Consider the following 22,297-nt stretch of genomic DNA (forward strand, 5'->3'; position numbering starts at 1 on the left):
GCGTCCCGGTTCCGCTTGACGAGAGGGGGCGCCTTCGGTGCTAAGGGGGCGTATGAAGACTGGCCTGCAAATTGGGGACGTAAGGATCGACGGACGGGTGCTGATGGCGCCCATGACCGGGATCACCGATCTGCCGTTCCGGGTGCTGGCCTCGCAGTTGGGCGCCTCTTACGTGGCGACCGAAATGGTGGCGGCGGCCGAGTTGGCGCGCGCGCGGCCGGACGTGGTGCGCCGCGCCGCAGTGGGCGCGGGCTTGCCGCTGACGGTGATCCAACTGGTCGGCGGCGACGCCGAGGCCATGGCCGAGGGCGCGCGTATGGCGCAGAAGGCCGGCGCCGATATCATCGACCTGAACTTCGGCTGTCCCGCCAAGGAAGTCACCGGCGCCGCCTGCGGCTCGGCCCTGATGCGGACGCCGGATCAGGCAGCGCGGATCATGGAGGCGGTCGTTCAGGCCGTCAGTCGGCCGGTGACGGTCAAGATGCGGCTGGGATGGGACGACAACAGTCTCAACGCCGCCGATCTGGCGCGCCGGGCCGAGGCGCTGGGCGTGGCGGCTGTGACGGTGCACGGCCGCACCCGCAAGCAGTTCTACACTGGGATCGCCGACTGGGAAGCGGTGGCCGAGGTGAAGCAGGCGGTGGCCATTCCCGTCATCGTCAACGGCGACATCATCACCGCCGAACAGGCGCGCGAGGCCCTGGAACGATCCGGCGCCGACGCCCTGATGCTGGGGCGAGGCGTCTATGGCCGGCCGTGGCTGGCCGCACATCTGGAGCGCGCCCTGATCGACGGGACGCAACTGCGCGAGCCGGATCGGGAAGAGCGGCTCGCGATCGTCATCCGGCATCTGCGGGCGTCGGCTGACTTCTACGGCCTGCCGCTGGGGCTGAAGATGTTCCGCAAACATCTGGGCTGGTACATCGAACAGGCGCCCTGGCCGGCCGATCCGACCGAGCGACGGGCCGCCAAGGCGCGCCTGTGTAGGCTGGAGACGCCAGAGGAGGTCGAGGAGGCGCTGACGGCGTTGTGGCTCGATGTGAAGCATTCTCGCAACTTCGATGTTGAAAATAAGCCACAGGTGGTTGAAGCTATCGCTTGATGTCGAACCCCGCCGCCCCGGCTGATCACCATAACTCGGAGCTTTCGCTCTGGGGGCGATTGGCTGGCGGTCGGGCGCGCGCCCTGTTCGGCACAGCCTATGCGGTCGCCTTCATCGTCACGGCGGCGGCGATCTGGCTTGTCGCCATCGCGCCCGGCGCGACCGGCGGCGGCGATGCACGCTCAGCGGCCAGTCAGGCCGTGCTGTTCATCCTGCTGGCCAATCTGGTCCTGATTTTTGGACTGGCCTTTGTGATCGGCGTTCGCGTGTTGCGCCTGTTCCGCAACCGCTACGACCCTGGGGCGCGGCTGCATCTGCGCTTTGTGACCCTGTTCTCGCTGGTTTCGGTCGTGCCCGCCGTGCTGATTGCTCTGGTGTTCGGCGTTCTGGTCAACCGCGGCGTCGATCAGTGGTTCAGCGCGAATGTGCAATCGGCTGTCAGGAACGGCGCCGAGATCGGTCGGGCCTATGTCGCCGATGTCGGCAGCGGGCTTGAGGCCGACATGGAGACCATGTCCACTGAACTGGGCGGGGTGCGCGGCCTGTTCGACAACCGGATCCAGTTTTCCCGCGCCCTGGCTCAGATCGGCGACTTCTTCGGCTATCCGGCGCTTTATATCCTCGATGAGAACGGCCGGGTGCTGGCCAGCGGCGAGCGGCCCGGCGCGCCGCCCTATGTCGCGCCGCCCCGCGAAGCCCTGGAGACGGTTGCGGGCGGCGAGGTGGCTCCCACCACGGTGACGGAGAATCCCGACACGGTTCGCGCCCTCTATCCGCTGCCTGACTATGGCGACGCCTATCTCTACGTCGTGCGCCCGCTGGCGCCGGGCCTGATCCAGCGGATGCGCAACGGCGAGGAATCCATCACCGCCTATCGCGAAGCGGAGGAAAGCCGCGCCCGCATCCAGGCGGCTTTCGCCCTCAGCTATCTCGAAACGGCCCTGCTGGTGCTGGTCGGCGCGGTGTGGCTGGCCATGTCGGCGGCCAGTTCGATCTCGGCGCCCATCGGTCGGCTGGTGAAGGCGGCCGACCAGGTGGCCGGCGGCGATCTGGACGCGAGGGTCGATAATGCCGAGGCGCCAGCAGAGCTGATCGTCCTGTCCGAAGCGTTCAACCGCATGACGCAGGACATCAAGACCCAGCAGGCCGCCTTGAAGACCGCGTCCGACGAGGCCCAGGCCCGAAGCCTGTTCATTGAAACCGTGCTGTCGGGCGTCAGCGCGGGCGTCATCGGTCTGGATCGCAAGCGCCGCATCTCGGCCATCAACGACAGCGCCAGCTATCTGTTGGGGCTGGACGCCGAGCATGTGCAGGGACGGCGGCTGGCCGAGGTGGCGCCGGAATTGGGCGAGCTATCCGAGCGCGGCGAGGCCCATATCGAAGAAGACATCGACATCGACCGCAACGGCGATGCCCTGCGCCTGCGGGTCCGTATCGAAGGCGGGCAGGGCGGCGAGATGGTGCTGACCTTCGACGATATCACGCGTCTGGTCACGGCCCAGCGTAACGCCGCCTGGCGTGATGTGGCGCGGCGCATCGCCCATGAGATCAAGAACCCGCTGACCCCGATCCAGCTGTCGGCCGAACGCTTGCGTCGCCGTTATCGCGAGCAGGTCGGCGATGATGTCGAAGTTTTCGACCGCTGCACCGAGACCATCATCCGTCAGGTTGGCGATATCGGACGGATGGTGGACGAATTCTCGTCCTTCGCGCGGATGCCCGCGCCTCGTTTCTCACGCGAGAACCCGGCTGAAATGCTGCGCGAGGCGGTGTTCGCCCAGCGCGTTGCGGCGGGGGATATCGGAGTCGATCTGATCGAGCCCCTGCCGGACGTCGCGATGCAGGCTGACGGTCGCATGGTTCGTCAGGCCCTCGCCAACATCCTGAAGAATGCAGGCGAGGCGGTGGCCGGTCGACGCGAGCGGGACGGGGTGACGGAGCCCGGTATGGGGATCATCGCCCGTCTGACGGTCGAGGACGGTTTCGCTTCCTTCATCATCGAGGACGACGGTGTCGGCCTGCCGGCCAAGGACCGAGACCGGCTGACCGAACCCTATGTAACGACGCGCGAGAAGGGGACGGGCCTGGGCCTGGCCATCGTCAAGCGCATCTGTGAAGACCACGGCGGAGAGCTGAGGCTGGCCGACGCCGAAACCTTGTCAGGCGCGCGCGTGTGCCTGACCTTCCCCCTGAGCCAGGATCATAAGGCCGCCGCTCGCGCTTCCAGCGCGATGCGGACGGCGGAGTAAGAGAGGCGTCATGAAAAGCACCGGTGCCGACATTCTGGTCGTCGACGACGAAGCCGATATCCGCGAGCTGGTTTCCGGCCTCCTGGAGGACGAAGGCCACGCGGTCCGCACGGCCGCAAACTCGGACGAGGCCCTGGCCGCCATCAAGGCGCGCAAGCCGTCGCTGGCGGTCCTGGACATATGGATGCAGGGCGGCGGGCTGGACGGCCTGGAACTGCTGGATGTCGTGCGCGAGCTGGATGAGGACCTGCCGGTCGTCATGATCTCGGGCCATGGCAACATTGAAACGGCGGTCAGCGCCCTGAAGCGCGGCGCCTATGACTTCATCGAAAAGCCGTTCAAGTCCGACCGGCTGGTGGTGGTGGTCGAGCGGGCGCTGGAAGCGGCTTCTCTGAAGCGCGAGAACCGTCGCCTGCGCGCCCAGACGCTGACGCCCAGCGGCCTGATCGGCAAGTCTGTGGCGGCGCAGGCGCTGCGCAGCACCATCTCCAAGGTGGCGCCCGCCAACAGCCGAATTCTGATCGCGGGGCCTCCGGGCTCGGGCAAGGAACTGGTCGCGCGCCAGATCCACGACGCCAGCCCGCGCGCCAGGGCCGAGTTCGTGGCGATCTCGGCCGCCGGCATGACGCCCGAGCGCCTCGACGTCGAACTGTTCGGGGAAGAAGGCGGCGACGGTCGCCCGCGCAAGATCGGCGTCTTTGAACAGGCGCATAACGGCACCCTGTTCCTGGACGACGTGGCCGACATGCCCCGCGAGAGCCAGAGCCGTATCCTGCGTGTTCTGGTCGAGCAGCGGTTCCGCCGCGTCGGCGGCGAACAGGATGTTCAGGTCGACGTGCGGGTCATCAGTTCGACCTCGCGCGATCTGCGTCTGGAGATCAGCGAAGGGCGCTTCCGCGAGGACCTGTTCCACCGTCTGAACGTGGTGCCGATTCGCGTTCCGCCGCTGTCCGAACGTCGCGAGGATATCAGCGAACTGGTCGAGTATTTCGTCGATAGCCTGTCGTCGTCGCAGGGGCTGCCGCATCGCCGCATCGCCGATGACGCCCTGGCTGTCCTGCAGGTCCATCCGTGGCCCGGCAACGTTCGGCAACTGCGCAACAATGTCGAACGCCTGCTGATCCTGGCGACCGGGACGGCGGACGAGCCGATAACGGCGGACATGCTGCCGCAGGAGGTGGCGTCGTCCGCCAGCCCCGCTTCGCTCAGCGCCGATCGCATCATCGCCCTGCCGCTGCGTGAAGCCAGGGAGGTGTTCGAGCGTGAATATCTGTCGGCGCAGATCATGCGCTTTGGCGGCAATATCTCGCGCACGGCCGCCTTCATCGGCATGGAGCGGTCGGCGCTGCATCGCAAGCTCAAGTCGCTGGGCGTGTCGCCCGCACGCGGCGGAGACGAAGAAGGAGAGGGCGCCTGATGTCCAGGGTCGCCTATGTAAACGGCGTTTATCAGCCGCACGGTCAGGCCGTTGTCCACATCGAGGATCGCGGGTTTCAGTTCGCCGACGGCGTCTATGAGGTCTGGTCGGTGTTTGACGGCAGGCTGGCTGACTATCAGGGTCACCTGGGCCGGTTGGCGCGCAGCCTGACCGAGCTGCGCATCGATATTCCCATGTCGGCCCAGTCGCTGGGCATCGTCCTGCGTGAAACCATCCGCCGCAATCGGGTGCGCAACGGCCTGGTCTATATCCAGATCACGCGCGGCACCGCCCCGCGCGACCACGCCTTCCCGAATGATGTGGCGCCCAGCGTCATCGTCACCGCGAAGTCTGTCGACCTGAAGAAGGGCGAGGCCCTTGCCGCCAAGGGCGCCGCCGGGGTCACCCACCCGGACATGCGCTGGGGCCGCTGCGACATCAAGACGGTCGGCCTGTTGCCCAACGCCCTGGCCAAGCAGGCGGCGCGTGAACGCGGCGCTTACGAAGCCATCCTGTTCGACGAAATGGGCATGGTGACCGAGGGCTCCTCGACCAACGCCTGGATCGTTGACGAGAATGGCAAGCTGCGGACCCGCGACACCCAGGCCAACATCCTGCGCGGCATCACCCGCGCGGCGATCCTGAAACTGGTGGAGGCGGAAGGCATCGAACTGGAAGAGCGCGCCTTCAGCGTCGAAGAGGCCAAGCGCGCGCGTGAAATCTTCGTCACGGCGGCCAGTTCCTTTGTCATGCCGATCGTGTCGCTGGACGGAACCCGCATCGGCGAGGGCAAGCCCGGCCCGGTGGCGGCCCGTCTGCGCGAGATTTATCTGGAACAGGCGCGCCGCGAGGCCATTTAAGCCGTTGCCGCACCGGCGGGGGCGTGGCTAAGGTCGCGAATGCGGGCGACATCCCGCCTCGCGGCCATTCCGCCGTCGATGAAAAAGACCAAGAACAGGATCAACCTGCCATGTCGCAAGACAAACGACAGAACCTCCAGGACACCTTCCTGAACAGCGTCCGCAAGACGAAAACGCCGCTGACCATCTTTCTGGTGAACGGCGTCAAGCTTCAGGGCATCGTCACCTGGTTCGATAACTTCTGTGTGCTGCTGCGTCGCGATGGCCAATCGCAGCTGGTCTACAAGCACGCCATCTCGACCATCATGCCGTCCGCGCCCGTGCAGTTGTACGAGCCCGACGCCGAAGAAGACTGATTGACCTCCAAACTCATTGACCACGCCGTCCCGCTGATCCGGGCCGTCGTCATCCATCCCGACCGTCGCGGCGACAATGCGCGCCATGCTTCCGAACGCCTGGAAGAAGCCGTGGGCCTGGCCCAGGCGCTGGACCTTGACGTCCGCGCGCAGGAGATCGTGCGCCTGCGATCCGTCACGCCCGCCACCCTGATCGGTCGGGGCAAGCTGGAAGAGATTTCAGCCCTGATCCTGGCGGCCGACGCCGAAGCGGTTGTCGTCGACGATCAACTGACCCCGGTGCAGCAGCGCAACCTTGAACGCTTCTGGGACATCAAGGTCATCGACCGCACCGGCCTGATCCTCGAGATCTTCGGCCGCCGCGCCCGCACGCGCGAAGGTCGATTGCAGGTCGAGCTGGCGCGGCTGGAATATGAGCGCTCGCGTCTTGTCCGCACCTGGACTCACCTCGAGCGCCAGCGCGGCGGCACGGGCGGCGTCGGCGGCCCCGGCGAAACCCAGATCGAACTAGACCGGCGGATGATCGCCGACCGCATCGTCCGGCTGAAGGCCGAACTGGAAGAGGTGCGCCGCACGCGCGGCCTGCACCGCAAGGCGCGCAAACAGGTCCCGTTCCCGTCTGTCGCCCTCGTCGGTTACACCAATGCGGGCAAGTCGACGCTCTTCAACCAGCTGACCGGGGCTGAGGTGATGGCCAAGGACCTGCTGTTCGCCACCCTGGACACGACCCAGCGCACCATCCGTTTGCCGCAGGGGCGTCCGGCCATCATCGCCGATACCGTGGGTTTCGTCTCCGATCTGCCGCACGAACTGGTCGAGAGCTTCCGCGCCACGCTGGAGGAGGTCGGGGAGGCCGATCTGATCCTGCATGTGCGCGACATCGCCTCGCCCGACAGCGCCGCCCAGGCCAAGGACGTCGAGACGGTGCTCGAGCAGATACCGACGCCGGAAGGAAAGACGCGACGCATCCTTGAGGTCTGGAACAAGATCGACCTGCTGGAACCCGAAACGCGGGAAGCCGTGGTCGGTCAGGCCGAACGTCTGGCGCGCGAGGGAACGGCCGTGGCTGTGTCCGCCTGGACAGGCGAGGGGATCGAGGCGCTCCGCGAAACCATCGCCGCCCTGATCGACGATGACCCCGAAACGCAGCTTACGGTCGAACCGCATCGCGGCGACCTGCTGGCGTGGCTCTACGCCAACGGCCGCGTGACGGGGCGCGAGACCGACGAGGGCGGCCGGGTTCATCTGACGGTCCGTCTGCATCCCGCCGCGCTGGGGCGACTTGAACGGCTGTATCCGGATGTGATCGACTGATCCCGTCATGCATCTGATCGAGACCATCCTCTTCCTGTTGCTGGCCGTGGTGCTGTCGGGATGGGTGGCTCGCATCACGCGCATCGCCCTGCCTCTGGTGCAGATCGCGCTGGGCGCGGGGGTGGTGCTGATCACCGGCGAGTCGGTCGATCTGAAGCCGGATGTCTTCTTCCTGCTGTTCCTTCCGCCGCTGCTGTTCGTGGACGGTTGGCGCATCCCCAAGGAGGCGCTGTTCCGGGACAGGGTGGTGATCCTGGAGCTGGCTTTGGGGCTGGTGGTCTTCACCGTTCTGGGGCTGGGCTTTCTGATCCACTGGATGATCCCGGCCATGCCGCTGGCCGTGGCCTTCGCCCTGGCGGCCATCCTGTCGCCGACGGACCCGATTGCGGTCCAGGCCATCGCCGGGCGGGCGCCGATCCCCAAGCGGCTGATGCACATCCTCGAAGGCGAGTCCCTGCTGAACGACGCCAGCGGCCTGACCTGTATGCGGATCGCCGTGCTGGCGGCGACGACCGGCGCCTTTTCTCTGACCAGCGCTTTTGGAACCTTCGCCTGGCTGGCTCTGGCGGGCGTGGCGGTCGGCATCGTCGTCACTCTCGCCATAGGACTGGTGAAGGCCTTCATCAGCCGTCGCTGGGGCGAAGATGTCGGCGGCCAGATCCTGATCAGCCTGCTGATGCCCTTTGCGGCCTATCTGGCGGCCGAAACTATCCATGCTTCCGGCATTCTGGCGGCGGTGGCGGCGGGCGTGACGATGAGCTTCACCGAACGTCAAGGCTCGGCCCTGGCCGCGACCCGCATTCGCCGCGCTGTGGTCTGGGACACGGTGCAGTTCGTCGCCAACGGCCTGATCTTCGTCATCCTGGGCGAGCAGATGCCGTCCATCATGGCGCGCGCCGCCGAGGTGACACGCACAACCCAGCACAGCGAGTTATGGTGGCTGGCGGTCTATGTCTTCGCCATCGTCGCGGCGCTGGCGGTGTTGCGCTTCGTCTGGGTGTGGACCTCGCTGAAACTGACCCTGTTCCGCCGCAAGGGTCGCGGCGCCCCGCCTAAGGTCGGTTTGAGGCTCGTGGCGGTCATGTCTCTGGCGGGCGTGCGCGGCGCCATCACCCTGGCCGGCATTCTCACCTTGCCTTTCTATCTGGGCGACGGGTCGCCGATGCCGGCGCGGAACCTGGCCATCTTTCTGGCGGCGGGCGTGATCATCGTCTCGCTGGTGCTCGCGACTATCGCCCTGCCGCGCCTGTTGAAGGGCGTCCAACTGCCGCCCGAGGATGATCATCAGGCCGAGGAAAACCGCTCTCGCGTCGCAGCCGCCTGGGCCGCTATCCGCGCCATCGAGGACGCCCAGCACGCGATGGCCGAGGGCAAGGCGGACCCCGACTTCTACACCGAAACCGCCACACGAGTGATGGAAGTCTATCGCCACCGCATCGACATGCGCGCCAGCATGGAGGCCGACGCCGTGGTCCAGGCCCGCCGCTCCGACGAGATTGAGCGCCGCTTGCGTCTGACGGGCCTTGCCGCAGAGCGAGAGGAACTGGTCCGCCTGGGCCGTCAGCGGCTGATCGACGAAGAGACGGCCCGCAAGCTGATCCGCGAGATCGACCTGCAGGAGTTGCGCTACATCTAGCTTAGGCTCGTTCGGCCGCCTTCGCCGCGTCCCACAGGGCGTCCATTTCGGGCAGGTCGGACTGTTCCGGCGCGCGGCCATCCTTCTTCAACTCGGCTTCGATGAACTCGAAACGACGCACGAATTTGGCGTTGGCGGCGCGCAGGGCGTCTTCGGGCTCGACCTCCAGCTTGCGGGCCAGATTGGCGACGACGAACAGCAGGTCGCCCAACTCCTCGCGCGCCTTGTCCTTGTCGCCCGCCGCGATTTCGGCGCGCAGTTCCTCGACCTCCTCAGCCAGTTTGTCGAAGACCTCGTCGGTTGAGGGCCAGTCGAAGCCGACACGGCCTGCGCGCTTGGTCAGTTTGGCGGCGCGGGTCAGGGCGGGCAGGCCGACCGGCACGTCGTCCAGCACGCCATGCTGTTCCTTGGCCTTGCGCTCGGCGGCCTTGATGTCTTCCCAGCGGGCCTTCTGGGCCGGGCCGGTGGCCTGGGCGGCTTCGTCGCCGAAGACGTGCGGGTGGCGGCGGATCAGCTTGTCGGCCATGGCCTCGGCTACGTCTTCCAGCCGGAAATGCCCGGCTTCCTCGGCCATGCGCGAGTGGAAGACCACCTGGAACAGCAGGTCGCCCAGTTCGATCCTGAGCTCGTCCATGTCGCCGCGCTCGATGGCGTCGGCGACCTCATAGGCTTCCTCGATCGTATAGGGGGCGATGGTCTGAAAGGTCTGCTCCACGTCCCAGGGACAGCCGCCGTTCGGATCGCGCAGGCGAACCATAATGTCCTTCAGGCGGTCGACGGGGTGGGTCATTCAGGCGTGTCCGGCGTCTCTTTGCGCCAGGGCGGCGCGGATTTCATCGTGCCTGCTCGCAGTCAGGGGATAGCCTTTCAGCACCCAGGCGGTGGCCGCCAATAGCAGGCCCGGCACGGCGATGAACAGGATCTGCAGGATCAACAGCGAGAAGTCGCTGTTCCCCTCCGGCCCCGGCAAAGCCTTGAACCCGACCAGCGGCAGAATGGCGTAAGGAAGCAGAGCGAAGACGTGACCCATCTTGGTCGTGGCCGACAGGATGGAGAACATCAGGCCGGTGCGGTCCACGCCCGTCTCCAGCCGCACCTCGTCGCCCGCATCCGCCATCATCGCCCGCAGCAGGAACAGGCCCGCCGCATAGGGCAGGCCGGCGATGAACATGGCGACCGCCGTCAGGGCGAAGTTCCCGCCCGGCACCAGGGTCGCGCCAACGTAGAAGACGGCGAAGATCAGGCTGGCCACGGCCAGGGCGCGATCCTTGCCGATCCGGGTCGCCAGCCAGGCCCAGATGGGCGCTCCGACCAGGCCCGCCATGAAGTAGATCAGCATAAACAGCGACGCCTGGGTGTGATCGTAGCCCTTGATCTGGCCGAAGAAGAAGAACAGCAGCGACCCGGTGATGCCCGGCGCAATGCCCAGCAGCAGGTCGGCGATCAGCAGCTTGCGCACTGTCTTCATTCTGAACAGGGCCAGATAGGCGCGCGGCCCGCCGTGCGGCGCGGCGCCCGCGTTGACCGGCTCGGGCACGGCCACCATCGCCAGACCGATGGTCAGGGGCAGGGCGATGATGATGGCCCAGCCCATGATCCGCACCCCGTCGACGTAGTTCCCCAGGCCTGTCTTCACCACGATGGTCGGCAGGATCAGGATCAGGATCACGCCGATGATGTTGAACACCTGCCACCAGCCATAGACGCGGCTGCGCTGGTCGTATTGCGGCGCGAGAACGGCGGCCCAGCCCAACTGCCCCAGCGTTCCCATCGAGAAGCCGAGGTAGAGTACAAGCAGCCAGGCGAACAGGTAGACGGGCCCGGCGCCCGGCTGGACCGTCACGAACATCATCAGCGCCGCCAGCATCAGGATCGGCGTCGCCACGGCCATCCACGGGCGATAGCGGCCCAGGCGCGTGCGCGTCCGGTCCATCCCCCAGCCGATGAAGGGGTCGAACAGGATGTCGATCAGCCGCACCGCCATGAAGACGGCGGCCACCATGCCCATCTCGATGCCGACATGGGTGGCGTAGAACTCCGGCAGGGTGACGGGCAGGGCGACGCCGAAAGCCGCCAGCGGCAGGCAGGGCCCTGAGAAGGCGGCCAGGATGGCGTTGGAGCGACGCGGCGCGTCGGGCGCAGCTGTGGCGGACGAAGGCGCGGCGGTTGCGGTCATGCGGTCACGGCCCGATCGCGGCGCGAGTCGGCCGCAATCGTCACCATGCAGGTTTTCGACGCAGGCGCGAAGACCGCGAGGGCTTGCGGCGACTCTCATCCTGAGGCCTGCTGCGGGCATGTGGAAAGCGTCCGCCTTCGTTATCGCCGCCTTGGCCGCCGCCTTCGCAGGACAGGCTCACGCCGAGGCGCCGGAACCTGCACCGACCGCCCAGATCTGCGATCGGGCGCCCGGCGCCTGGGACGATACGGCCGAGGCGAACGCCATCTCCTTATATGCGCTGGAATGGGTTCCGTTCGGGCCGTCGGAACTGGGCTGGGAAGCCTATGTGCCGCTGATCCAGCATGAGGTCGGCTCGCCCTGCGATCCGACATCGGCGGGGTTCGCTGAAGCCCTGGCGGCGTTCCAGGCGCGCTATGGGCTGACGGCCAGCGGACGGTTCGACCAGGCGACCTTTCAGGTCTTGCGGGGCCTGTGGCAGGAGCGGCGGCCCTTCGTCATGGCGCGGGTGAGGGGGGAATGCCCTGATCCGCCCCCCGTCGCCGACCTGGCCTATCTGACGACGGGCGAGGAACATGCTGAACGTCTGACGCGCCTGCTGCGCCGCGACGTGCTCGAGGCCTATCGCGCGATGGCGGCGGCTGCCCGCGCCGAAGTTCCGGAGATCGCCGCTGAGCCGGAACTGTTGCGCGTCTTTTCTTCCTTCCGTGACCCGGAGGCTGACGCCGCCCGATGTGCACGTGACGGCAATTGCGACGGCCTGCGCCGCGCCGTCTGTTCGCCGCACCGCACCGGCACGGCGGTCGATCTGTATGTCGGCCACCTGCAGGGCATGGGCGTTGATTCCACCGATGTTCACAGCCGCCGCCACATGAGCCAGACCCCGACCTATCGCTGGCTGGTCAAGAATGCGGGGCGGTTCGGCTTCGTCCCCTATGTTTATGAGCCCTGGCATTGGGAGTGGGTCGGTCGATGATCCGCCCCTTGGCGCACGGCGAAGCGGCGCTGGCGCGCGAGGTGTTCGGACGCGACCTGCGGCTGGACGATATTCGCTTTCTGGGCTCGCCCTGGCCGTTTGATCGCGCCTTCGTGCCGGGGCGCTGGTTCGGACGTGACTGGATCGTCTGGCCCAGCGCGACGCTGGCGCCGGACCTGTCGCAGACGCCGTTGAGGACGCAGGCGGTTTTCATCCATGAACTCGTTCACGTCTGGCAGGCGCAGAACGGCGTCAACCTGCTGACCAGCAAGCTGAAGGCGGGCGACGGGCCGGGCGCCTACGCCTATCCCGTCGATGACCGATGCGACTGGATCGGCCTGAATATCGAACAGCAGGCCATGGTGGTCGAGCACCGCTTTCTGCTGTCGCGAGGCGCTCGGGTTCCCGCCGATCCGGCCTTCTACCAGCGTGTCTGTCCGATCGGTACGTCGGATTTTTGAGGCGAGAGTCTTGCGGACCTGCGTGAGAAGCCTAAATCAGTCACCAACACTGTTGCCGAATAGGCATCGTACTTCATTCTCATCGGAGCCGTGACGCCCAAGAAGCAGCACGGTTAAGGTCATGCGCCAGCCCGCACTTTTTTTTGGTCATGGTTCGCCCATGAACGCCCTTGGCGGTCCTTTTGCAGAGGCCTGGCGGAGCTTGGGTCATGACGTCGGCAAGCCTAAAGGCGTTGTCATGGTCTCGGCCCACTGGGAAACACGCGGGCTAGGGGTGACGGCGCAGGAGCAACCAGAAACCATCCATGATTTCGGAGGTTTCCCGCCAGAACTTCACGCCATGCAGTATCCGGCGCCGGGCTCTCCCGCCCTGGCGAACCGCGTGTCGGAGCTGACGGGGGCCGCGCCCACGACGCAATGGGGGCTCGACCACGGAACCTGGTCTGTGTTGGCCCACGTCTGGCCAGACGCTGACGTGCCCGTGGTGCAACTGTCGCTGGACCGCACCATCGACGCCCGCGCCCATTATGAGCTGGCGAAGCGCCTGCGCCCCTTGCGGGATGAGGGCGTGATCGTCGCCGGTTCGGGTGACTTCGTGCACAATCTGCGGACGTGGAAGCGCGCGGGCGGGGAGCCTTATGACTGGGCGGTCGACTTCAACGAGGCGGTGAAACGCGCCTTCATGGCGGGCGACCATGACGCCCTGATCGACTGGGTCCATCTGGCCGAGCAGGCGCAGCTCAGCGTCCCGACGGACGAGCACTATCTGCCGCTGCTTTATGTCGCGGCTCAGCAGGCGCCGGGCGAGCCCTTGAGCTTCTTCAATGATGTGATCGACGGCGGCTCGATCTCGATGACGGGCGTCCGGATCGGCTGACCGGACGCCGCGTCGCGGGTGTCAGCGGCGGCCGCCGCGCAGGGCGCTGTCCAGAGACCACGGCCCCGGTCCGGCGAAGACCAGATACAGGAAGACGAAGCAGTAGAGGGCCGCCAGCTCCCCGCCGTTGTTGATGGGGTAGGGGTTTTGCGGCGCGTGAACCATCCAATAGGCCACGGCGGTGAAGCCGGACAGGATGAAGGCCGTCGGGCGGCTGAACAGGCCCAGCACCATCAGCACGCCGCCGACCAGTTCGATCGGTCCGGACCAGCCCGCCAGCGTCGACAGGTTAATGCCCTGGCCTCCTCCGCCCGGCGGGAAGCCGAGAATCTTCTGCGCGCCGTGCTGAAGCAGCAGCAGGCCGGAGACAATTCTGAGAAGGCTGAGGAAATGCGGTTCCCAGCCGGCCAGGGATGTCGAACGTCGAGCCATGAAGTCTCCTCGGTCGTGGCGTCCCGAGAGCGGGACCGAACCGTCGAGGTTATGACACTGGCCGAGAACGGCAAGCGCCTTGTCAGGTGCCCTTCAATTCATCCTCGACCCGCTTCTGGATCGTCACATAATCGGTTTTGCCGGTGCCCAGGACGGGAATGCTGTCGACCTTGATGATCCGTTTCGGCACGGCCAGTTCGGGCGCACCGTTTTCTCGGGCCCACTCCGTCAACTGAGCGGTCTCGGCTCCTGCAACGTCGGTGACCAGGACCAGGCGCTCGCCCTTCTTGCTGTCAGGGACGGCGACGACGGCGTGGTGGCCGGTCGGCCAGACGGCGCCCGCCATGCCTTCAACAGCCGTCAGGGACACCATCTCGCCGCCGATCTTGGCGAAGCGCTTCACCCGTCCAAGGATGGTGATGTGACCCTCGGCGTCGATGTCGACGATGTCGCCGGTGTCGTGCCAGCCGTCGGCCAGAGGCTCCAGATTGTCCGGATCGTTCGGCGAGATATAGCCTTCCATCACGTTCGGGCCGCGCAGGAACAGGCGGCCGCCGACCGCAATGCCCTCGACCGGCTCGATCCGGTATTCCATGCCCGGCAGGATCTGACCCACCGTGCCCGGCCGGTTGCGGTCGGGATGGTTCACGGCCACGACCGGCGCCGCTTCGGTGGCGCCGTAGCCTTCCAGCAGGGTCAGGCCGCCGAACTTGGCGTCGAAGGCGGCGCGGGTTTCTTCGCGGACCTTTTCGGCGCCCGCCACGGCGAACTTCAGGGTGGCGAAGTCGCCGGGCTCGGCCACGCGGGCGTACTGGTTCAGGAAGGTATCGGTGGCGAACAGGATCGACGCCTTCACCTGGGGCAGCAGGTCGGTGATCTGCTTGGCGTGCAGCGGCGAGGGATATTCAAACGCCTTCAACCCCTGCAGCAGCGGCAGGATGACCCCGCCCGTCAGGCCGAAGCAGTGGAAGGTCGGCAGCGGGTTGAACATCACCCAGTCGGGATCCAGGTCGATGTGGGCCGCCACCTGGCGCGCGTTGGCGACCAGGTTCTTCTGGCTCAGCACCACGCCCTTGGGCGCGCCGAAGCTGCCCGAGGTGAACAGGACCACGCCCGCCGAATCCGGGTCGGTCTTCACGCGAAAGCGCTTGGGCGCCATGCCCGCGCTGAGGCCGTACAGCTTGTCGGCCAGGCCGATGGTCTTGCGGATGTCGTCCAGCCAGACGATCTCGGAAACCTCGCTCAGGGCCTCCATCAGGTTGTCCAGCTTGGCCTGTGTCACGAAGCGCTTGGCCGACAGGATCTTCTTTACGCCCGCCGTCTTCAGGGCGGCCTTCAGATTGGCCTCGCCCGAGGTGAAGTTCAGCATGACCGGCACCCGGCCGAAGGCGTGCAGGGCGAAGAAGGTCACCACCACGCCCGCGCTGGACGGCAGCAGCACGCCGACGCGCTCGCCCGGCTGGGTCAGTCTGGCGATCTTGCGGCCCAGCACGAAGGCGGCGCGGATCAGGCCTGTATAGGTCAGGGGGTGGCGATCCTGGTCCTCCAGAATCTCCTTGTCGCCGTAGCGGGCGCGCGCATCGACCAGCGCGTCGAACAGGGTCTCTTCATAGACCTTGGGGTCCAGGGCTGCCCGCAGCAAGCACGTCCTCCTTCGGAGGGCTCTCAGACGGCCCTCTCGGTTACAAGAGGCCGGAACCTAGTGACGTAAGGTCGGCTTGAAAAGATGCGTAACGCTGCGTGAGGCTGTTCCGGCGTCGGACTGAAACGCAGTGTGCCTTGCGTTTGCACTACGGAAAGCCGACATAGCATCGGAAATCCGGCCGCCCTCGAAAACAGGATTCAGACCACCGACAATGGTCACGCTGATCGACACCTTGCAGAAGAAGCCATCCGAGCTTCGTCACCCGGAAAAGCAGAACCGGCCGGATTCGGTCGTGCTGAAAAAGCCGGACTGGCTGCGCGTAAAGGCGCCCGGCTCGGGCCAGTACAACGCGACCAAGGACATCGTTCGCTCCAAGGGGCTGGTGACGGTCTGTGAAGAGGCCGCCTGCCCGAACATCGGCGAGTGCTGGAGCCAGAAGCACGCCACCCTGATGATCATGGGCGACACCTGCACGCGGGCCTGCGCCTTTTGCAACGTCAAGACCGGCCTGCCGCAGCCGCTGGACCCGGAAGAGCCGGCCAAGGTCGGTCTGGCCGTGGCCCAGATGGGCCTGAACCACGTCGTCATCACCTCCGTGGACCGCGATGACGTGTCGGACGGCGGCGCCGCCCACTTCGCCGAGGTGGTGCGCCAGATCCGCCTGCAGGCGCCGAACACCACGGTCGAAATCCTGACGCCTGACTTCCTGCGCAAGGACGGCGCGGCCGAGGTGATGATCGACGCCACGCCCGACGTCTTCAACCACAACCTTGAGACGGTTCCGCGCCTGTATCTGAAGATACGGCCGGGCGCCCGCTACTTCCACTCCCTGCGCCTGCTGCAGATGGTCAAGGAGCGCGACCCCAACCAGTTCACCAAGTCCGGCATCATGGTCGGTCTGGGCGAGACCAAGGAAGAGGTCATGCAGGTGATGGACGACATGCGGTCCGCCGGCGTCGACTTCATCACCATCGGCCAGTACCTGCAGCCGACGCGCAAGCACGCCCCGATCGACCGCTTCGTCACGCCCGAAGAGTTCAAGGCCTATGAGGCGATCGCGCGGGCCAAGGGCTTCCTGATGGTGTCGTCCTCGCCGCTGACGCGCTCGTCGCACCACGCGGGCGACGACTTCGCCCGATTGAAGGCGGCGCGCGAGGCTCAGCTGTCGTCCCGGAACGGCCGCTGATCCTTTGGCCGTCCATCGCGTAACGCGCATTCTGCCCTATGCGCCGGAACAACTCGCCGCCCTGGTGGCGGACGTGCGCGCCTATCCCGACTTCGTGCCGTGGATCACCTCCATGCGCGTCTGGAACGTGCGCGACGAGGCGCCGGGCGTGCATCTGCTGGACGCAGAGGCCGGGGTCGGCTTCGCCTTCCTGACCGAGAAGTTCTCGACCTGGGTGCGCCATGACGTCCATGCGCCCAAGGTCGAGGTCGGCCTGATCCGCGGCCCGTTCAAACACCTGAAGAACCGCTGGGAGTTCCATCCGCATCCGCAGGGGACGCGACTGGAATTCTTTATCGACTTCGCCTTCAAGTCGCGCATGCTGGACATGATGCTTCAGGCGAACTTCGACCGGGCGGTCGACAAGCTGATCCAGTGTTTCGAGGGCCGCGCCAAGGCCCTCTACGGCAAGAGGTAAGACCATGGGCGCGCCTTTCGACTTCGATGCGACGGTCGTGGGCGCGGGGGCTGTGGGGCTGGCTTGTGGTCGGGCGCTGTCGCGGCGCGGCCTGACGGTGCTGGTGCTGGAGAAGGAGCCGCACATCGGCCAGGGCGTCTCCTCGCGCAATTCCGAGGTGATCCACGGCGGGCTGTACTACCCGACCGGCTCGCTGAAGGCGAAGCTCTGCGTCGAAGGGCGGCGCGCCCTCTATGACTTCCTGGAGAGCCGCAAGGTCGATCACTGGAAGTGCGGCAAGCTGGTCGTGGCGACCGAGGAAGCCGAGGTCGAGCGCATCGAGGCCATCTTCCAGCAAGCCGTGATCAATGGCGTCGAAAACCTGGAGCACCTGACCGGCGCGCAGGCGCGGGCGCTGGAGTCGGAACTGAACGCCCACGCCGCCATCCTGTCGCCCGAGAGCGGCGTGTTCGACAGCCACGGCTACATGCTGGCCCTTCAGGGCGAGATCGAGGACGCGGGCGGCGCGGTTGTGATCTCGGCGCCGTTCGAGGGTGCCGAAAGCCTGCCGGGCGGCGGCTTCTCGATCCGTGTGGGCGGGGAGGGGGCGATGACCGTGACCAGCCGTCTTCTGGTCACCGCGCCCGGCCTGTCGGCTCAGGAAGTCGCCGTGCGGATCGAGGGCTATCCGGCAGCGGATATTCCTGCGCGTCATCTGGGCAAGGGAATCTACTTCCGCCTGACGGGAGCGGCGCCGTTCAACCGTCTGATCTATCCGCCGCCGATTCCCGGCGCGCTGGGCACTCACTACCGCAAGGATCTGGGCGGGCAGGGCGTGTTCGGTCCCGATCTGGCCTACGTCGAGATCGAGGACTATTCCGTCGATCCGGCCAAGGCGGAAGAGTTCGCCCGCTACATCCGCCGGTTCTGGCCGGGCGTGACGGTCGAGCGGCTGACGCCTGACTACGCCGGCATCCGGCCCAAGCTGCACGGGCCGGGTGAGCCGCAGCCGGACTTCCAGCTTCATGGCGCGGCGAATCACGGGCTGGAAGGGCTGATGGCGCTTTTCGGCATCGAAAGCCCTGGCTTGACCAGTTCGCTGGCCATCGGCGAGGCCGTGGCGCAAAGCCTGACGGCAAGGGTTTGACGGTCGGTAGGCCTGACGGCGTCGAGGCCCTTGAAATCGGTTGCGTCTTCATGCATAAGCCCGCCCTCGCGTGGCGGCTCTTATCGGGGGGCCGCCGCTGTTGTTTTCGCGTCTTCACCGGCGCACCGACTTAGAGATTGAGACGGACATGGCCGTTCCGAAGCGCAAAACCTCCCCCTCGCGTCGCAACATGCGTCGCGCTCATGACGCCCTGGGCGCCAACACCTATGTCGAAGACAAGGACACCGGCGAACTGCGTCGTCCGCACCACATCGACCTGAAGACCGGCATGTACAAAGGCCGTCAGGTCCTGACCCAGCAGGAAGACTAAGTCTTTCGGGTCTGACCGGCTTCGGCCGGACGAAAGTTTTGACGGCGCGCGATGACATCGCGCGCCGTTTTCGTGCGTTATGGACGGCGTGTGCAAGACAGGAGCGCCTTTCATGATCCGCAACGCCGTTCTCAGTTCCGTCGCCCTGTTGGCCCTGACGGCCTGCAACGCTCCGGAAACCGCCAAAACACCTGAAGCCGAGCCTCCTGTTTCTGCACCTGCGGCTCCGACAGCCGCAGCGGATGTTCTGACGCCTCAGGGCTATGGGCCGCTGCGAATTGGAATGTCTCAGGCCGAGGTGGACGCCGCTGTCGGCCCGCCTCCCGCCAACGTCGCGGACGCGGAACCTTCTGAATGTCGTCAATACCAACCGCCTCGTGGTCCCAAGGGTGTTCTTGTGATGCTTGAGAAGGGCGTGCTCACGCGCCTGACCGCCATCAGAGGGTCGGATGTGTTGACCGAGGACGGCGTCGGCGTGGGCTTTGACGGCGAGCAGTTGAAGGCTCGCTACGGCTCCGTCGCTGAGGTGACGCCTCACAAATATCAGGATGCGCCGGCTGCCTACGTCACGATCTGGTCAGGCAAGACCTCTCCGTCGAGCGGCTATGTCACGGACCCCGCCGCGCGCGGCTTCAACTTCGAGATCGGTCAGGACGGCAAGGTCGCCTTCATCCACGCGGGCGGCCCCAGCATCCAGTATGTCGAGGGATGCTCCTGATCGCGGAGCGGCGGTTGGAGATTCCGCACGGTCGGGCTAAACGCCTCGAACAACTCCCACCATTCACTACAGAGTGTCTTTCATGACCGACATCGTCGACATCGTCGCCCGCCAGATTCTCGACAGCCGGGGCAATCCGACGGTTGAAGTGGACGTGATGCTGGAAGACGGCAGCTTCGGCCGCGCGGCGGTGCCGTCGGGCGCTTCGACCGGCGCGCACGAAGCCGTTGAGCTGCGCGACGGCGACATGGACGTCTGGGGCGGCAAGGGCGTCGAGAAGGCGGTCGACGCCGTCAACGGCGAAATCTTCGACGCCCTGTCCGGCATGGACGCCGAGGACCAGCGCCGCATCGACGAGGCGCTGATCGAGCTGGACGGCACCGAGAACAAGTCGCGCCTGGGCGCCAACGCCATGCTGGGCGTCTCGCTGGCCGTGGCCAAGGCCAGCGCCATCTCGGCCGGCCTGCCGCTGCACCGCTACATCGGCGGCGTCTCGGCCCGCATCCTGCCGACGCCGATGATGAACATCATCAACGGCGGCGCCCACGCCGACAACCCGATCGACATCCAGGAGTTCATGATCATGCCGACGGGCGCCGAGAGCTTCTCGGAAGGCCTGCGCATGGGCGCCGAAATCTTCCACGCGCTGAAGAAGGCGTTGAAGGATGCTGGTCACAACACCAATGTCGGCGACGAGGGCGGCTTCGCCCCGAACCTGGCCTCGGCCGACGAAGCCCTGACCTTCATCACCAAGGCGGGTCAGGCGGCCGGCTATCTGGCGGGTGAGGACTTCCACCTGGCGCTCGACGTCGCCTCGACCGAGTTCTTCAAGAACGGCAAGTATGAGTTGACCGGCGAGGGCAAGTCCTTCGACGCTGAGGGCATGGTCAACTACCTGGCCGACCTGGTCGAGCGCTTCCCGATCGTCTCGATCGAGGACGGCTGCGCCGAAGACGACTTCGACGGCTGGAAGCTGCTGACGGACCGTCTGGGCGACCGGGTGCAACTGGTCGGCGACGACCTGTTCGTGACCAATCCGCGCCGTCTGGCCGCTGGCATCGGCGAAGGCCTGGCCAACTCCATCCTGATCAAGGTCAACCAGATCGGCACCCTGTCCGAAACGCTGGACGCTGTCGATATGGCCCACCGCGCGGGCTACACCGCCGTCATGTCGCACCGTTCGGGCGAGACCGAGGATTCGACCATCGCCGACCTGGCCGTGGCCACCAACTGCGGTCAGATCAAGACCGGCTCGCTGGCCCGCTCGGACCGGACGGCCAAGTACAACCAGCTGCTGCGCATCGAAGAGATGCTGGGCGACCAGGCCGCCTATTTCGGCGACGGCATGCTGCTGAAATAAACTTCATCACGAAGATGTGCCGGGCGCCGCTTCCGAACCCCGGGGGCGGCGTTCGCAATTACGGCCAAGCTACGGTTCGTTAGGCATTTTCGGTCACTGATGGGCCACCGTGTTTGTGCGCGCTCAGAAGGAGCGTCCGTTGTGCCCGAGCAGATGAAGCCATACCTGCCGACTGTACTGTTGCTGCTGCTGATCGCCTATCTGGGCGTTCAGGCCCTGACGGGTGAGCGCGGCCTGCTAAGTGGTTCAGAACGCGACGCTTTATTGTCCAAGCGCCAGTCTCAGCTGACCCGTCTGAACGAACAGCGTCAGGATCTGGAAGTGCGTGTCCGCTATCTGCGCACCGAGAGCCTTTCGAGGGATCTGCTGGAAGAGCGGGCGAGGGCGGTGATCGGTTTCGCCGACCCACGCGACTACGTTGTTCGGCTGAACGGTCCCGCAGGACGCGCCCCCGAGGCTACGCGCGCCTCCTGAACTATTGTTACAGCGTAGCCGGCTGCTTTGGTTTCGGGAACGAAGGCTGCTAAAGCCCCTTTCCGTAACGATAAGAGTCCCTGATACAGGGGTGTAAGCCGGGAGATGCCGGATGGCGAAAGCCGCCGCTCAGAAAACCTCGCCCAGCGCGGGCGACAAGATTCCGAACACGCCTCAGGCTTCCAAGGAAGACCTGCTGCGTTTCTATCGCGAGATGGTCCTGATCCGACGCTTTGAAGAGCGCGCGGGCCAACTCTACGGCATGGGCCTGATCGGGGGGTTCTGCCACCTGTACATCGGTCAGGAAGCCGTGGCCGTCGGCGTTCAGGAGAGCGTCAAGCAGGGCTACGACAAGATCATCACCGGCTATCGCGACCATGGCCATATGCTGGCTGCGGGCATGGATCCCAATGAGGTCATGGCCGAACTGACCGGCCGCATCGGCGGCTCGGCGCGCGGCAAGGGCGGGTCGATGCACATGTTCGACGTGCCGACCGGCTTCTACGGCGGCCACGGCATCGTCGGCGCCCAGGTGGCGCTGGGCACCGGCCTGGCCTTCGCGGGCAAGTATCGAGGCGACGACTCGGTCAGCTTCGTCTACTTCGGCGACGGCGCGGCCAACCAGGGTCAGGTCTACGAGAGCTTCAACATGGCCCAGCTGTGGAAGCTGCCGGCCATCTACATCATCGAGAACAACCAGTACGCCATGGGCACGAGCATCGAACGCTCGTCCTCGACGACGGAACTGTATCAGCGCGGCGCCAGCTTCGGCATTCCGGGCGAACAGGTCGACGGCATGGACGTGCTGGCCGTCCGCGACGCCGCCGCCCGCGCCGTGGCCCGCGCCCGCGCCGGCGAAGGGCCCTACATCCTTGAGGTGAAGACCTACCGCTATCGCGGCCACTCCATGTCCGATCCGGCCAAATACCGGACCAAGGAAGAGGTGGACGAGGTCAAGAAGACCCGCGACCCGATCGACCATATCAAGATGCTTCTGGCCGCCGCCAAGGCGACTGAGGACGAGCTGAAGGCGATCGACAACGAAGTGAAGGCCATCGTGGCCGAAGCTGTGCAGTTCGCTCAAGAGAGCCCTGAGCCGGATCCGTCCGAGCTCTACACCGACGTCTACGTGGAGGCCTGATAC

Annotated in this window: 22 protein-coding genes; 18 read left to right on the top strand and 4 right to left on the bottom strand. The window is 66.0% G+C overall.

Going from position 1 to position 22,297, the window contains the following annotated elements; all coding sequences use genetic code 11:
- Nucleotides 1-52: 52 nt before the first annotated feature.
- From dusB to D1604_RS01825, 7 genes are all read left to right on the top strand, one after another.
- Nucleotides 53-1,102: a tRNA dihydrouridine synthase DusB gene (gene dusB / locus D1604_RS01795; protein ID WP_119411950.1), complete on the top strand. Its 1,050-nt coding sequence runs from the start codon at nt 53-55 to the stop codon at nt 1,100-1,102.
- The gene (locus D1604_RS01800; RefSeq protein WP_119411951.1) at nt 1,102-3,351 is read left to right on the top strand and encodes a sensor histidine kinase NtrY-like; all 2,250 of its coding nucleotides are present in this window, start codon (nt 1,102-1,104) and stop codon (nt 3,349-3,351) included. Before dusB ends, D1604_RS01800 begins: the two co-directional genes overlap by 1 nt.
- A gap of 10 nt (nt 3,352-3,361) precedes the next feature.
- Nucleotides 3,362-4,768: a nitrogen assimilation response regulator NtrX gene (ntrX, locus tag D1604_RS01805; RefSeq protein WP_024352854.1), complete on the top strand. Its 1,407-nt coding sequence runs from the start codon at nt 3,362-3,364 to the stop codon at nt 4,766-4,768.
- Nucleotides 4,768-5,628 (top strand): D-amino-acid transaminase, encoded by an 861-nt coding sequence (locus D1604_RS01810; protein ID WP_119411952.1) that lies wholly within the window; start codon nt 4,768-4,770, stop codon nt 5,626-5,628. Before ntrX ends, D1604_RS01810 begins: the two co-directional genes overlap by 1 nt.
- A gap of 110 nt (nt 5,629-5,738) precedes the next feature.
- Nucleotides 5,739-5,984: an RNA chaperone Hfq gene (gene hfq, locus D1604_RS01815; protein ID WP_003164861.1), complete on the top strand. Its 246-nt coding sequence runs from the start codon at nt 5,739-5,741 to the stop codon at nt 5,982-5,984.
- Complete coding sequence (gene hflX, locus D1604_RS01820) at nt 5,985-7,298, top strand: GTPase HflX (RefSeq protein WP_119411953.1); 1,314 nt, start codon at nt 5,985-5,987, stop codon at nt 7,296-7,298.
- A 7-nt stretch (nt 7,299-7,305) separates the two neighbouring features.
- On the top strand, nt 7,306-8,934 hold the full coding sequence (locus D1604_RS01825; protein ID WP_119411954.1) for a Na+/H+ antiporter: 1,629 nt from the start codon (nt 7,306-7,308) through the stop codon (nt 8,932-8,934).
- Nucleotide 8,935: 1 nt separating this feature from the next.
- Here the strand turns inward: D1604_RS01825 and mazG are convergent, their stop codons facing one another.
- A complete protein-coding gene (gene mazG, locus D1604_RS01830; protein ID WP_119411955.1) occupies nt 8,936-9,724 on the bottom strand; it encodes a nucleoside triphosphate pyrophosphohydrolase in 789 nt (262 codons plus the stop codon).
- Nucleotides 9,725-11,110: an MFS transporter gene (locus D1604_RS01835; RefSeq protein WP_024352849.1), complete on the bottom strand. Its 1,386-nt coding sequence runs from the start codon at nt 11,108-11,110 to the stop codon at nt 9,725-9,727.
- A gap of 118 nt (nt 11,111-11,228) precedes the next feature.
- Between D1604_RS01835 and D1604_RS01840 the strand changes: the two genes are divergently transcribed.
- From D1604_RS01840 to ygiD, 3 genes are all read left to right on the top strand, one after another.
- Nucleotides 11,229-12,086, top strand: a complete 858-nt coding sequence (locus D1604_RS01840) for a M15 family metallopeptidase (RefSeq protein ID WP_024352848.1) — start codon at nt 11,229-11,231, stop codon at nt 12,084-12,086.
- Entirely contained in the window at nt 12,083-12,547 is a 465-nt protein-coding gene (locus tag D1604_RS01845; RefSeq protein WP_119411956.1) for a hypothetical protein, read from the top strand. Before D1604_RS01840 ends, D1604_RS01845 begins: the two co-directional genes overlap by 4 nt.
- 121 nt (nt 12,548-12,668) lie before the next feature.
- Nucleotides 12,669-13,424, top strand: coding sequence for a 4,5-DOPA dioxygenase extradiol (gene ygiD / locus D1604_RS01850; protein WP_119411957.1), 756 nt, complete (start codon nt 12,669-12,671; stop codon nt 13,422-13,424).
- A gap of 21 nt (nt 13,425-13,445) precedes the next feature.
- Here ygiD and D1604_RS01855 read toward each other — a convergent pair whose 3' ends face one another.
- On the bottom strand, nt 13,446-13,856 hold the full coding sequence (locus tag D1604_RS01855) for a DoxX family protein (protein ID WP_119411958.1): 411 nt from the start codon (nt 13,854-13,856) through the stop codon (nt 13,446-13,448).
- Between the two features lie 82 nt (nt 13,857-13,938).
- Nucleotides 13,939-15,495, bottom strand: coding sequence for an AMP-binding protein (locus D1604_RS01860; RefSeq protein WP_373561206.1), 1,557 nt, complete (start codon nt 15,493-15,495; stop codon nt 13,939-13,941).
- 217 nt (nt 15,496-15,712) lie between these two features.
- On the opposite strand from D1604_RS01860, the gene lipA reads away from it, so the two are divergent.
- From lipA to pdhA, 8 genes are all read left to right on the top strand, one after another.
- Nucleotides 15,713-16,687: a lipoyl synthase gene (lipA, locus tag D1604_RS01865; protein WP_024352843.1), complete on the top strand. Its 975-nt coding sequence runs from the start codon at nt 15,713-15,715 to the stop codon at nt 16,685-16,687.
- A 4-nt stretch (nt 16,688-16,691) separates the two neighbouring features.
- On the top strand, nt 16,692-17,144 hold the full coding sequence (locus D1604_RS01870; protein ID WP_003169367.1) for a type II toxin-antitoxin system RatA family toxin: 453 nt from the start codon (nt 16,692-16,694) through the stop codon (nt 17,142-17,144).
- 4 nt (nt 17,145-17,148) lie between these two features.
- Nucleotides 17,149-18,270: an NAD(P)/FAD-dependent oxidoreductase gene (locus D1604_RS01875; RefSeq protein WP_119411960.1), complete on the top strand. Its 1,122-nt coding sequence runs from the start codon at nt 17,149-17,151 to the stop codon at nt 18,268-18,270.
- A 148-nt stretch (nt 18,271-18,418) separates the two neighbouring features.
- Nucleotides 18,419-18,601 carry a 50S ribosomal protein L32 gene (gene rpmF / locus D1604_RS01880; protein WP_024352840.1) on the top strand — a complete coding sequence of 61 codons (183 nt, stop codon included), beginning with the start codon at nt 18,419-18,421 and terminating at the stop codon, nt 18,599-18,601.
- Nucleotides 18,602-18,713: 112 nt separating this feature from the next.
- Nucleotides 18,714-19,319, top strand: a complete 606-nt coding sequence (locus D1604_RS01885; RefSeq protein WP_119412411.1) for a hypothetical protein — start codon at nt 18,714-18,716, stop codon at nt 19,317-19,319.
- Nucleotides 19,320-19,401: 82 nt separating this feature from the next.
- Entirely contained in the window at nt 19,402-20,679 is a 1,278-nt protein-coding gene (gene eno / locus D1604_RS01890) for a phosphopyruvate hydratase (protein ID WP_003169372.1), read from the top strand.
- Between the two features lie 153 nt (nt 20,680-20,832).
- Nucleotides 20,833-21,153: an FtsB family cell division protein gene (locus D1604_RS01895; protein WP_029673127.1), complete on the top strand. Its 321-nt coding sequence runs from the start codon at nt 20,833-20,835 to the stop codon at nt 21,151-21,153.
- Between the two features lie 112 nt (nt 21,154-21,265).
- On the top strand, nt 21,266-22,294 hold the full coding sequence (gene pdhA / locus D1604_RS01900; RefSeq protein ID WP_119411961.1) for a pyruvate dehydrogenase (acetyl-transferring) E1 component subunit alpha: 1,029 nt from the start codon (nt 21,266-21,268) through the stop codon (nt 22,292-22,294).
- The last annotated feature ends 3 nt before the right edge of the window (nt 22,295-22,297 follow it).

Source organism: Brevundimonas sp. LPMIX5 (assembly GCF_003576505.1).
GTDB classification, from domain to species: domain Bacteria; phylum Pseudomonadota; class Alphaproteobacteria; order Caulobacterales; family Caulobacteraceae; genus Brevundimonas; species Brevundimonas naejangsanensis.